Consider the following 13886-nt stretch of genomic DNA (forward strand, 5'->3'; position numbering starts at 1 on the left):
CAATCCAAAAATAAATTTATGTTATTCCTTATATTAAGTATTCTTTGCAGCGTTATTGTAGGTGTTATATTCAAAATTTCTAGAAAATATAATGCTAATCCATCACAAATTATTTCGTTTAATTACATCGCTGCGATTACGCTTTGTTACTTTACTTTTGCGCCAGATCTAAATGCATTAGACCTAAATGCGCCATTAGAAATATACACTTCTGTTGGAATTTTACTTCCAATATTATTTCTGTTTCTAGCACTTTCGATAAAATATATGGGAATTGCAAAAACAGATGCAGCACAAAGATTATCATTGTTTATTCCTATTTTGGCGGCTTGGCTATTGTTTAATGAAGGATTTAATACTTATAAAGTTATAGGAGTTTTAGTTGGTTTTGCGGCACTTTTATTCATCTTAAAAAAGCCATCAGACAACGCAGAAAACAAATGGATTTATCCTGCAACAGTTTTACTTGGTTTTGGAATTATAGATATTCTTTTTAAGAAAATTGCTTTATATATAGTTGTTCCTTATACAACATCTTTATTTTTCGTTTTTCTAATTGCTTTTGCCGTTTCTATTTTAATAGTGCTGTATAAACTTTTTATAGCGAAAGAAAATTTTGTTTTAAAAAGCATCCCATTCGGAATATTGGTTGGAATTTTCAACTTCGGAAATATATTATTCTACTTAAAAGCTCATAAAGCATTTGCAGAAAATCCATCAACTGTTTTTGCGGGAATGAATATGGGAGTAATTATTTTAGGAACACTTATTGGAGCTTTTTTCTTCAAGGAAAAACTATCTAAAATCAATATTTTAGGACTGTTCTTGGCTCTTATAGCGGTTGTTTTCATATTTTTATCGCAATTGCAATAATTTTTTTTAGTTTGTAACCCTTTAGTTTACAGTTGTTTTTGTAAGTAAATTAAAAATCTTTTAAATTAACTCTACTAGTTCTATAGAGTTTATAAATATATTTTTGTAGCTTTGTCTCAACAATGAAAAACTATAGTCAAAATATAAGAACGTCTTTTCCATGCAGCTTTGCGATGTGCTGTATGATGAATCACGTTTTGAAATGGCGTTAATAGAGAAAGTACTTGTTAGTTATTTTTTTTTTTTAGCCTTTCATTGCACCATGAAAGGCTTTTTTTTGAATCATTAAAAAATCAAGATATGAGAACCAATAGAAATATGAAAATTTTGATGCGTCGCTGCTTAATCAAGATTCCGTGTTGCAACTAATGACAGCATAAAATAGGCACGATCTTCAGAGAGAAGATTGATAAACATAAAAAATAACCCAAACCTAAAACTATATAGTATGAGCTCAGAAATTATAAAACATAATCCGTTTCAATCGATGATTGATCGCTTTAATATCGCTGCAGATATTTTAAAATTAGATGATTCTATTAAACAAAAATTGCAGCGTCCAGAAAAACAAATTACGGTAAATTTTTCTATTACTTTAGATAATGGAAACGTTCAGAACTTTGAAGGATACCGTGTAATTCACAACACGGCTTTAGGACCTTCAAAAGGCGGAATTCGTTACGATACTGCTGTAAATCTGGACGAAGTAAAAGCACTTGCCGCCTGGATGACCTGGAAATCTGCTGTAACTGGAATTCCGTTTGGTGGAGCAAAAGGCGGCATTATTTGCGATCCGAGAAACCATTCTAAAACAGAATTAGAAAAAATTACAAGAGCTTACACCAAAGCTTTGTCTGATATTTTTGGACCAGAAAAAGATGTCCCAGCACCAGACATGGGAACAGGCCCAGACGAAATGGGCTGGCTGATGGATGAGTTTTCAATTCTTCACGGAAGACCAATTCACGCAGTTGTTACAGGAAAACATCTTCATTCTGGCGGATCTCTAGGCAGAGTAGAGGCAACAGGAAGAGGCGTAAGTATTATTACACTTTTGGCACTTGAGAAATTAAAAATTAGACCTGCAAGAGCTACTGCAGCAATTCAAGGATTTGGAAACGTTGGATTGCATTCTGCATTATTTCTGCATGAAAAAGGAGTGAAAATTGTAGCAGTAAGTGATGTTTCGGAAGCATTTTACAATCCGAACGGGATTAATATTCCAGAGCTGATTTTATATTACAATCTGAATAACAAAACCATAAAAGGATATCCAAATTCAGTTGCCATTAAACATGAAGATTTATTGCTTTTAGATGTTGATGTTTTAATTCCTGCTGCAAAAGAAGATGTGATTACTCAGAAAAATGCAGGTGATATTAAAGCCAGAATTATTGTTGAAGGTGCCAATGGACCAGTTGCTTCAGATGCAGATCAGATTCTGCATGATAAAAATATATTAGTTGTTCCTGATATTTTAGCCAATGCAGGCGGTGTTACCGTTTCTTATTTCGAATGGCTTCAGAATTCGCTTTTGGAGTCTTGGAGAATCAGCCAGATTAATAAACGTCTGGAGGATATATTAGAGAAAGGTTTTGAAACTGTTTTTAGAGTGGCAGTAAAACACAATGTAACGCCTCGTATTGCTGCTTATATTATTGCTTTAAAGAAAGTAGCCGAAACACAATCGGTTAAGGAAGTGGCGCTGGAAGCTCCTTTATTTAAGCAGAATTAAAAATCAGGTTTACTTCGTAAAAGATCATTTTCGTTGATTACGTTTTTTGTCTGCTAAAAACGTAATTGACGGAAGTGTCTTTTTCGTTTGAACTAGTAATTATAATTTTTAGAATCGAAAAGTATCATACAAAATGAAAAACATCAATTTTCTAGCATTTGCTATGCCGGCCTTTTTTCTTTTTTTGTTTTTAGAATATAAGCTTGCTCAACGTAGAAAAAAGCCTGAAATTTTTAACTATGAAAGTTCTGTTTCCAATATCTCCATCGGAATTGCAGAGCGTTTGATTAACTTATTTGTTGCGGCGAGTTTTTACCAGCTGTATTATTTAATTTATGATGATTATAGAATATTTGAGATTCCGAGTAATGTCTTAGTTTGGATTGCATTAATTCTTGCAACTGATTTTGTCTGGTATTGGTATCATCGGTTAGGACATGAAGTTAATTTTTTCTGGGCAGCGCATATTGTACATCATCATAGTGAGGAGTTTAATTTTACAGCGGCAGCTAGAATTACGACATTTCAAGCCATTATTAGAACAGGATTTTGGTGTATTTTGCCATTAATTGGTTTTCATCCGAGTATGGTAATTACCATGCTTATTGTTCATGGCGCATATTCTTTCTTTACGCATACACAGCTTATCGGTAAAATAAAATGGCTGGAATATGTTTTTGTAACACCTTCTGTTCACGGTGTTCATCATGCTTCCGACGAAAAGTATTTGGACAAAAATTACGGTGATATGTTTACGTTTTGGGATCGCCTTTTTGGGACTTTCCAAACCGAAGAAGAAAAGCCTAAATACGGATTAACGCATCCGCTAAAAAGCTATAGTTTCTTGTGGCAGCATTTTCATTATTATTTTGAAATCTACGAATTATGGAAACGTTCGAGCGGATTCAAAGGGAGATGGAACGCTGTTTTTGGAAGTCCAGCCGATATGGATCAGGATATTCGTCCGATTCTCGAAAAACGTTTTCTGCAAGATAAAGCGGCTCCAAACCAAAGGCTTCGATTTAAAAATTACCTTTATATACAATTAGGAATCTGCACACTTATTTTAACTGTTTTTACCTATTATTTTGATTATTTAGAATTGTATGATAAAATGTTTGTACTTTCTTTAGTAATCATCACTTTAATCAATTGCGGTGCTTTATTAGAACAGCGCAAATGGATTTATTATCTTGAATATGCTCGCTTGGCGATGATTTCGACTTACTTTTTATATGAAGAAGATTTAATCGCATTTTTCTTTGTTCCGATTGCAGTTATGATTTTTGCGGAGCAATTGTTTTCATTGAGTGCGATTTATCAGAATACCATTTTGCAATTAGAAACAACAGAATAAGATAGTCCCAGAGGGACAGAATATTTATAGAAAAGATATTTGCAGATGTAGAAAAGCCCCAGCGGGGTGACATAAATATATGTCACCCCGCTGGGGCTTTTTTGATGGTCGTTTGAATTGCATTCTATAAATATGCCGCTCCTCCGGAGCTGTGATACTATTTATCGTTTGCACGTAGCAAAAAAACTTAGAACCTTAGCATCTCAGAACCTTAGCAACTTTAAATTGTCTTTATCTCCATAATCTTCTGCTCAAAAGTATCTTTAAAGTCAGATTTGCTTTTAATTCTAGTTTTATACGTATAAATGGTAGCTACAGAAAGTTCCAGAAATTCTGCCATTTGACTGCTGTCTTGAATCCCTAATCTGTACAAAGCAAAAATTCGCAATTCTGTATTTAAAAGCTCGCCTTTTTTGACAATGCATTTATGATCGTTTGGAAATAATTTATTGAAATCGGTTACGAAAGTCGGAAACAATTTCAAGAAGATTTCGTCAAACTGATGAAACAGATTTTCGCGTTCTTCCTTTACATTATAACGCTTTAAACTCGCAATAACTTCATCGGTTTTTTTGGTGATGATTTTATGCAGCGTACTTTTTTGAATGTGATCTATTTTATTAATGAAAGCCGAAGTTGCTTTGATAAAATAAGTAATGTATTCTTCTTTGATTGCATTGGCTTCACTTAAACTCACATTCATTTCCTGCAATTGCAAATAAGAATCGGCCATAATCTTTCTCGCTTTATTTTTCTCTTTTAATTGCTTGAAAATGATGCCCAGAAAAACGAAAATGATAATTGTAAGAATCGTCAAGAGAATAATAATCTTTTCCAGTTTATCATTCTTATCCTTTACATTATTAAGCTGTGCTTTTTCTATAATTGGTAGAATCGACGAAATCTCAATTTTTCGATGTCTCGCATTATAAAATGTTGCATCATCCATCGCGATATTGATATACTCGTTTGCCTTATCCAAATAACCCATTTTAAAAAGTTCATTGGCTAAATTTCGAAGTGCAACGGTCTCTTTGGTCGCATTTTTAACATCAGCAATTGCGGCAAGAGCCAAGTATTGAATAGCTTTTTTTGTATAACCTCTTTCTGAATAAATATAACCGAGACTCGAAGTGGCTATTCCATAATAATCGGGAGGCAGATTGTAGTTGTTTATCCAGTAACTAAATGCAAATTCGGCGCCACGCCAATCTTGCTGTTTCAGGCGTTTCAAACTTTCTGCTGCCCAATACTCATTAGTATTTGTTCCAATTAATTCTAAAGCTTTTTTGAGAAAATGATTTCCCTGCTGTACATAATGAATATTAAAACGCTGATCACTGCTATAATCGGCCAAATCATAATAAGCACGTGCTTTGATGCTATAGTACTCAAATTTATTTTTGATATCTAATTTGCTTTCATCAACCACATTTAAAGTATCAATTGCTTCTTTAAAAAGCCCAGAAGAAAGCAGAACAAAACCTTCTTTTATTCGGCTTTTGGCTAAATATTTTGGGTTTTTCAAAACTTTTGCCTTGATTTTTGCTTCATCTAAATAATAATAAGCGGAATCATATTTAAAAGATTTGTATTCATCAAACAATGACATATAGCAATTATACAATTCTTCATTATTCTGACTAAGGGTAAACTTTGATATGTTTTTCTTTAAAGATTGAATTTTTCGATATTTCTGGTTCAGGTAAACCTCTTTTTTTAAGAGCACCTGATCTAATTCTTCTAAATAAGGATTTGTCTCTTTCGCAGTAAGAGAAAAACCGCCTAGGAAGAAAAGCAGCATCAATATTCTTTGCATGATTTGTTTTGGTTTAGGGAAAAAAGGTCGGTTGATAGATATGATTAGTTAATTCGTTTTAAAATTAAGAATAAGTTTGAGATTAAGCTAAGCCTGTTTTTCAAGAATCTTAAAAAATGTTTAATATATAGCCTTTGAAGGGGATTTTCAGAGTGAAAATAAGCTGTAAATGTTAAAAACAGGTAAATTATTTGCAATTATACAATAAAAAGAACTTATATATATGCATAGTGAAAAAAATATACTTATTATTTTTCATATTGTCATTTTTACCATTTAAAAATAGCTATTTTTCATCTAAACAGCGTCTTGATTTTTTACTAAAACATAAAAATGTAAATATCTTATAATTAGTAAGTTATGTTTTTTATTATTTGAATTTCATCTTGATTTTTATCAGATTTTTTTTTTTGGATTTATTTAACGGCTAGTTTCGCTGTATCCTTTTGAAGGGGATAACAAACTAACAAAAACCAAAAATTTATGAAATGTAAAAGTCTTTATTGGCTAGCTTTTATGATGTGTTTTTTTGCAATCGGATGCGATAACACAGATGACGGAAGCTACGTAGAACCGATTACCCTTTATGAAAAAGTAAATGGAAATTGGGGATTAACAAATCTGAAAATGGTTGATGAAGTTGCGAAAGCAAATAATATCGAACCAAACGAAGACAACTTGAGTACTTATTTTAACTACGAAGATTTTAAAATCAAATTTAACGTAGATGAAAAGAACAATCCAACAAGTTATGAAGTAACCGGAGATGTCCCTCCTTTATTTGCTCCAAAAGGGTATTGGGCATTAAGCTCAGAATTTCAGCAGACCAACGGTATTGGAACAAAAATCTATTTGTACAGCGATGCGCAAAAAACGCAAAAAACAGATGAATTGGTACTGGCTTCAGTTCCAGGTAAAAACAAAGAAATGCAGATTCAATTGGTGCATTCTTCTGGCGGTGTTGCTTTCGTGTCTTACGTATTTAAATTAAATGCTATTAATTAAAAAGTAATATGAAAAAGTTTATATATACAATTTTACTTGCCTTGTTGATGGCTCCTAATTTTATTCAGGCACAAGAAGCCGCTGGAGCTGTAGGGCCAATATCATCATTTCCTGTTATTTACAAATATGATGAACAAGTTACTTGGTATTTTGATATGTCGGCATCGACATTTGCTGAAACAGAAGATTTATACATCTGGATCTGGTCTCCATCTGAACCAGATGCTGGACACTGGGAAAACTCTTCTGACTTTGCAAAACTGAAATACGAAGGAAACAGAATCTGGAGTTTTACTTTAACTCCGACAGTTTATTTTTCTAAGACTCCAGATCAAATTGCTAAGAGTGATGGATTCTGGTTTCGTCTGAAAAACAAAAATGGATCTAAACAAAGTGATGTTGCCAACGTGCCTTATACTGATTTTTCATCTTTTTATACTTCAGGTGAATTATTTAGATCATATCCGTCAAAACCATTAATTGACAAGCCGGTAAGTATTATTTTTAATGCAAATCTTAATCCTGCATTCGCTGGTACTCCAAGTGTACATATGCATGGTGGTATGAATGACTGGGCTATTCAACAAATGTATGAAGCCGCAAAACCAGAAATTGCCGCAAAAACAAAATTGAAAGACCTAGGGAATGGTTTTTATAAAATGGATTTTATTCCTAAGCAGTACTTCAATGCTCCAGATGATTTTGTGATGGAAAAGATAAATTTTCTGATGGTAGCAGAGAATTGGACAGCAAATTCGGGAGATCAGGTTATTTACGCAGGAGAATTTGTTCCGCCACCGCCACCAAGTTTTGCTTTCTTTCCTTCGCAAATCAGCCAAAAAGATTTTCTTGGAATGTCAAGAAAAAATAACGAAGCAGGCGTAAACAAATTAATCTACACTATCACAGCTGGACCAAAAACAATTTCGGGTGAATTTACTGGAGGAACTGCAGAAATTAAAGGTTTTGTCAATTTAGTTTCAGAGTTAAACGGAATTCCAAGTTTAAGCGAAATCCATGTTTTGGTAAAAGACAATAAAGACAAAACGATTTCGGATACGACGATTCCGCTTAAAACTTTAGATAAATAATCACTATTAAATTAAAACACCAATTCTAATGAATAGTAAAAATACAAAAAGCGTCCTGCATCAAATGTGGACTGCTAAGGGAGCGGTATTGATGATTTTTATGCTTTTTCTTTCTGCTAGTACTTTCGCGCAGACGAAAAAACAAATCTCAGGAACCGTTTATGACAATACGGGTACGGTATTGCCGGGAGCTTCTATCATTGAAGTAGGAACAAAAAACGGAACTACAACAGATTTTGATGGTAAATTTAGCCTTCAGGTAGCCGTAGGAGGTGCAATCGAAGTTTCGTTTATCGGATCAACCACACAAAAAATCCAAATTACGGGAAGTACTTCTAATGTTGAGGTGCGTCTGCAAAATGATGGATATACATTAGCAGAAGTTCAAGTAGTTTCTGTAGGTTACGGAAAAGTGAAAAAATCAGATTTAACTGGAGCAATTTCGACAGTTGGAGCAGATGATTTAGTAAAAGGAACTATTTCTTCTACAGAACAGGTTTTGCAAGGAAAAGTAGCGGGATTGAATATTATTCGTCCTTCTGGAGATCCTGCAGCAGGTTCTACAATTCGTCTTCGTGGAGGAACTTCTTTAACAGCAAGTAACAGTCCGCTAATTGTTGTGGATGGAATTGCTGGTGTTGATATTAACGTGGTTCAGCCTTCAGATATTAAATCGGTTGACGTTCTTAAAGATGCTTCGGCAACAGCAATTTATGGTTCTCGTGGAGCAAACGGGGTAATCATGATTACAACAAAATCTGGAACAAAAGGAGTTTCTGTAGTGTACAGCGGATTATCTAGTGTTGGATATGTTAATGATAACTTAGATTTATTATCTGCAAATCAATGGAGAGGTTATGTTCGTCAGAACGGAGTTGCTGATGCAGTAGATTATGGTGCTAATACAAACTGGCAAAAAGCAATCGAGCAAACAGCTATTTCTCAGTCTCATACTTTAAGTATCAATTCTGGTAAAGCTGATAGCGGTTTTAGAACTTCACTTTCGTACTTAAACAACGAAGGAGTTATTAAAAAATCTGGTTTAGAAAGATTAAGCGGAAATGTTAGCGCTTATCAATTTCTTGGAGACAACAAAGAAGTAAAATTTGATATGGGATTATTTGCAAACATTGACAAATGGCACCCAATTGATTACAGAATTTTTGAAAGAGCTTACAACTTAAATCCAACAATTCCAGTTTACGATGCAAATGGAGATTTTAGTGTTGTAACAGGAAACCTTTATCAAAATCCAGTTGAGATTTTAACCAACAGAACTTTTGATAACGAAAGACACAGACTTTTAGGTTATTTTAAAACAGATGTGAAATTCTTGAATGACTTTACTGCAACAGCAAATATTTCATTAGAGCACAATGCTGTAAAAGGAGGAACTTACAAACCATCTTATGCGGTTATGGAAGGACAGACTGAAGGAGGTTTTGCACAAAGAACTTATGCAGAATATACAAATGCACAAGGAGAGCTTTATGTGAATTACAGCAAAGTTATTGACAAGCATAATATCAGCGCTTTGGCTGGTTATTCTTATCTTGAAAATATCTATGAAGGTTTTGGAGCGCAAAGAGGAGGATTTGTAACAGATGCTTTCAGCTACAATAATTTAGGAGCTGGTTACAATTATCGTTTAAGCGATGTGTATTCATACAAAGGAAAATCAAATTTAGTTTCTTTTTACGCTCGTGCTAACTACGGTTACGATGGCAAATATTTATTGACAGCAACTGTAAGACGTGACGGATCTAGCCGTTTTGGAGAAAATAATAAATGGGGAACTTTCCCATCTGCTTCTGCTGCATGGAGAGTTTCTAACGAAGAATTCATGGAATCTTCAAAAGGATGGTTAGACAACTTAAAATTAAGAGTAGGTTGGGGGATCACAGGAAACCAAGATGGAATTGGTGAGTACAAATCACTTTCTATCTTAGGAGTTGGAAATGACAGTTATTACGATCCAGTTACTAAAACTTGGAGTTTGGCTTATTCTCCAAAACAGAACCCAAATCCTGATTTGAAATGGGAGTCTACAGAACAGGTTAATATTGGTTTCGATTTTGGTCTTTTCAACAGAATTACAGGATCATTCGAATATTATTCTAAAAAGACAAAAGATTTATTATATACTTACGAAGTGCCTCAGCCACCATATTTAGTGGGAACAATGTTGGCAAACGTTGGAGAAATGTCAAACAAAGGGGTAGAGTTAACTTTGAATGCTGATATTATCAGAGGAGATAAATTCAACTGGAATGCTAATTTGACTCTTGGACATAACGTTCAGAAAATCGAAAAGCTTTCTAACCCAACTTATAAAACAGATGTTATCTATAGCGGATCTCTTCATGGTTTAGCAGGTATGTCTGGGCAGTATTCTCAAATTATTGCGGAAGGATATCCTGTTGGAACTTTCTGGGGATTCAAAAACGCAGGTTTAGATTCTACAGGGAAAATACAGTATTACAATGCTGCAGGACAAGTTGTTGACGAAAGCGCTTTGGTTGATGCTGATAAAACAGATTTAGGAAATATTCAGCCAGATTTGACTTTAGGTATCGGAATGAATTTTACTTATGGAAATTTTGATCTTGGACTTTCTGGATACGGAATGTTTGGACAAAAAGCTTTGAACGCGACAAACATGATGTTGAATGATCCAACTAGATTGCCAGCTTATAATGTGCCAGATGCTTTCTTAAGCAGCGGTATTACTTCTGCGCCTAAGTATTCTGATTACTGGATAGAAGATGCTTCTTTCTTTAGACTTCAGACATTAACTTTTGGTTATACTTTACCATTGAAATACAAAAAATCAAAAGTTAGAATGTATGTAATGGGAGAAAACTTATTTGTAATTACAGGTTACAAAGGTGTAGATCCAGAGATTGGTTTAAATGCTCAGGACGGAATTGGCCAGACTGGAGTAATGGATCAAACTGGTTTGGCAGCTCCTGGAATTGACAGATACAACAATTATCCTCGACCAACTACTATTTCTGTTGGATTAAATTTTACGCTGAATAACTAAGCGAATTGATAACCAAAAAATATTAACAATGAAAATCAAAATAACAGCAGCAATACTTTTAAGCATGCTTTTTACAGTATCTTGTACTGATTTGAACGAGCAGCTGTATGATCAGGTAGAAGATGGAAATTTCGGAAATACAACCAAAGAAGTTGATGCGCTGGTAGGTGGAGCTTATTCTTCTTTAAGAGGATTCAAAGATGATATCTCAAATAATTACCCAACTTGCGAATATGTTTTCTTTTTGAATGAAGTAGTTTCAGACGAAGCTACAATTCCGACAAGAGGTACAAACTGGTACGATGGAGGACAATACCAAGATGCGCAAAAGCATACTTGGAAATCAGATAATAGAATGATTCTTTCGGCTTGGCGTTACAACTATACCGGAATCGCAAAAATCAACGCAATTATCTATCAAATCAATAAATCATCTCTTAGCGATAAATCGAAAGAACCGATTTTTGCCGAATTAAAAGCGCTTAGAGCATATTACTATTACAATCTTTTAGATTTATTTGGAAATGTGCCAATTGTAACCAATTTTGAAGATACAGATCTTCCGACAAATTCAACAAGAAAACAAGTTTATGATTTTGTTGAAAAAGAATTGACAGATGCTATTCCGCATTTAAATCCAAATGTGGTGTATTCTAAGATGACTAGAAATGTAGCGTATTCTATTTTGGCTAGATTGTATCTTAATTCAGAAGCATTTATTGGTCAGCCACGTTGGCAAGATTGTATCAATATGTGCCAAAAGGTTACGGGATACAGTTTGACACCAGATTTCTTTTCGAATTTCGTAACAGAAAATCAAACTTCGCCAGAAATTATTTTTGCAATCCCTTACGACTCAAAAGCAGGAACAGTTGGAAACTATATGAACTCAATGTCTTGCCATTACAGTCAAAATCTAGCTATTTCTGCAATTCCAAATAACTATCCTTGGAGTGCAAACGGAATGTGCGCGCAGCCAGGAGTTTATTCTTCTTTTGCAGATACAGACAAAAGAAAGAAATGTATGCTAGAAGGCGATCAAATCAATCTTGCGACAGGAAGCGTAATTATTATGAGTAACGGAGAACCTCTTACTTATACAGAAAACCTAACAAGTTTAGAAGATGCAAAAGAAAATGAAGGAGTTCGTTTGCATAAATATGAAATGAAAGCAGGAGAACAATGGGAACGTGATCACGATTTTGTGTTAATTCGTTACTCAGAAATCTTAATGATGCAAGCAGAATGTTACGTTCGTTTAGGATCTCCAGATTTAGCAAGACCATTTGTACAGCAAGTAGCGTCTCGTGCTGGAGAAGAATTGCCAACAACAATTGACCTTAAATTTATTGATCAGGAGTTACTGAAAGAATTCACATTTGAAGGAAGAAGAAGAACAGATAACATTCGTTTTGGAACATTCTTCGAGCCATGGTGGTCAAAAGGCACAACGGAAAAATACAGAGCAATTTTCCCAATTCCGAGCACCGTTTTAACTACTAATAAAAATCTAAAACAAAATCCTGGGTATCCAAATTAGGTTACTAGAATGTCAGTCTTCCATGTTGGTTAGTCGTGGAAGGCTGACATGTTTTTAAAATGATTATCTGCGAGGCTCTATTTAGCCACAGATTAAAGGATTTTCACAGATTAATAATCCTTTTTAATCTTTTAATCTGTGGCAAAATATAAAAATAACAAACAGTACATCAATATGAAAAGATATATCACATCGTTGGTTTTTGGTTTGATGAGTATTGCGATGGTTGCTGGATGCAGCAGCGATGACAAAGGTTCAGACAAACCAGTAGAACCAGAAAAAACAAATCCTGTTGCGATTGAGAAAACCAACAGCACCAAGATTTACATGCACTATATGCCGTGGTTTGAAACCAACGAAAGCAGTGCTGATAAAAAATGGGGATATCATTGGACAATGGCAAACAAAAATCCGAACAACGTAGGAGCAAACGGCCGAAGAGAAATTGCATCGTACTATTATCCGCTGATTGGACCTTATCACTCAGGCGATAAAAATGTGATCGAAAATCATTTATTGTTGATGAAATATTCAGGAATTGATGGAATTCTGATTGATTGGTACGGCACTTACGACGTTAACGACTATAGAATGGTCAAAGAAAATACAGATCAATTAATCGAAATGCTAGACAAAGTAGGTTTAGAATATGCCATTGTATACGAAGACCGATTTTTAACCAATGTTGTCAATGCAGGAAAAGCTATTTCGGTAACCGGTGCAGCAAAAACAGATCTGGCTTATGTAGAAAAGAATTATTTTTCTGACGCTAATTATATTAAGATTAATGGTAAACCGCTGTTAATGAATTTTGGGCCAATTGTACTACAGACCCCAGCTGAATGGACAAATGTTTTTAATACTTTAACAGCGAAACCTACTTTCTTGACACTTTGGGATCACTCTTCAATGGCGGGAGAAAATGCTTCTGGTGAATATGCTTGGGTATACAAAGACAACAGTTATCTCACAAACTTCTATACCAACACCAAACCAAAATTGGGTGTGGCAATGGGAAGCGCTTATCCTGGTTTTAAAGATTTTTATGCCGCAGGCGGAGGTGGAGCAGCGATTGGATGGACAATCGAACATAACAATGGAGCGACACTTGACGAAACTTTGACTTTGGCAAAAAATGCAAATGTAAATTACCTGCAGCTGATTACGTGGAATGATTTCGGAGAAGGCACTATGATTGAACCGACAGTAGAATTTGGATATTCTTTCATTGAAAAAATCAAAGCTTTTGCCGGAGTAAAAAATACAGAAAGTGTATTCCCAGAAATCAGCAAATTGTATGATTTACGCGTACAGAAAAAAGGAAATGTCGAGATCCAGAAAAAACTTGACCAAGCGTTTAATTATTTTGTTTCGATGCAGCCAGCAAAAGCAAAACAAATAATAAGCGAAATAAAATAGA

9 protein-coding genes are annotated in these 13886 nt (G+C 34.5%); 8 read left to right on the forward strand and 1 reads right to left on the reverse strand.

Annotation, left to right across the window (positions count from 1 at the left end; genetic code table 11):
* Positions 1-18 precede the first annotated feature (18 nt).
* The 3 genes from DMA14_RS15560 to DMA14_RS15570 all read left to right on the forward strand — a co-directional run bounded on the left by DMA14_RS15560 (position 19) and on the right by DMA14_RS15570 (position 3965).
* Positions 19-873 carry an EamA family transporter gene (locus DMA14_RS15560; RefSeq protein ID WP_111425517.1) on the forward strand — a complete coding sequence of 285 codons (855 nt, stop codon included), beginning with the start codon at positions 19-21 and terminating at the stop codon, positions 871-873.
* A 448-nt stretch (positions 874-1321) separates the two neighbouring features.
* Positions 1322-2608 carry a Glu/Leu/Phe/Val family dehydrogenase gene (locus tag DMA14_RS15565; protein WP_238989981.1) on the forward strand — a complete coding sequence of 429 codons (1287 nt, stop codon included), beginning with the start codon at positions 1322-1324 and terminating at the stop codon, positions 2606-2608.
* Positions 2609-2741: 133 nt separating this feature from the next.
* Positions 2742-3965 carry a sterol desaturase family protein gene (locus DMA14_RS15570; RefSeq protein ID WP_111425519.1) on the forward strand — a complete coding sequence of 408 codons (1224 nt, stop codon included), beginning with the start codon at positions 2742-2744 and terminating at the stop codon, positions 3963-3965.
* Between the two features lie 220 nt (positions 3966-4185).
* Here DMA14_RS15570 and DMA14_RS15575 read toward each other — a convergent pair whose 3' ends face one another.
* Positions 4186-5784 (reverse strand): DUF6377 domain-containing protein, encoded by a 1599-nt coding sequence (locus DMA14_RS15575; RefSeq protein ID WP_111425520.1) that lies wholly within the window; start codon positions 5782-5784, stop codon positions 4186-4188.
* Positions 5785-6267: 483 nt separating this feature from the next.
* Between DMA14_RS15575 and DMA14_RS15580 the strand changes: the two genes are divergently transcribed.
* The 5 genes from DMA14_RS15580 to DMA14_RS15600 all read left to right on the forward strand — a co-directional run bounded on the left by DMA14_RS15580 (position 6268) and on the right by DMA14_RS15600 (position 13885).
* Positions 6268-6789 (forward strand): DUF5004 domain-containing protein, encoded by a 522-nt coding sequence (locus DMA14_RS15580; RefSeq protein WP_111425521.1) that lies wholly within the window; start codon positions 6268-6270, stop codon positions 6787-6789.
* 8 nt (positions 6790-6797) lie between these two features.
* The gene (locus DMA14_RS15585; RefSeq protein WP_111425522.1) at positions 6798-7880 is read left to right on the forward strand and encodes a hypothetical protein; all 1083 of its coding nucleotides are present in this window, start codon (positions 6798-6800) and stop codon (positions 7878-7880) included.
* Positions 7881-7908: 28 nt separating this feature from the next.
* The gene (locus DMA14_RS15590) at positions 7909-10926 is read left to right on the forward strand and encodes a SusC/RagA family TonB-linked outer membrane protein (protein WP_238989982.1); all 3018 of its coding nucleotides are present in this window, start codon (positions 7909-7911) and stop codon (positions 10924-10926) included.
* Positions 10927-10954: 28 nt separating this feature from the next.
* Positions 10955-12466, forward strand: a complete 1512-nt coding sequence (locus tag DMA14_RS15595) for a RagB/SusD family nutrient uptake outer membrane protein (RefSeq protein ID WP_111425524.1) — start codon at positions 10955-10957, stop codon at positions 12464-12466.
* A gap of 174 nt (positions 12467-12640) precedes the next feature.
* Complete coding sequence (locus DMA14_RS15600; protein WP_111425830.1) at positions 12641-13885, forward strand: glycoside hydrolase family 71/99-like protein; 1245 nt, start codon at positions 12641-12643, stop codon at positions 13883-13885.
* Position 13886 lies beyond the last annotated feature (1 nt).

Origin of the sequence: Flavobacterium sharifuzzamanii, assembly GCF_003254585.1 — a bacterium.
Classification (GTDB): Bacteria; Bacteroidota; Bacteroidia; order Flavobacteriales; family Flavobacteriaceae; genus Flavobacterium; species Flavobacterium sharifuzzamanii.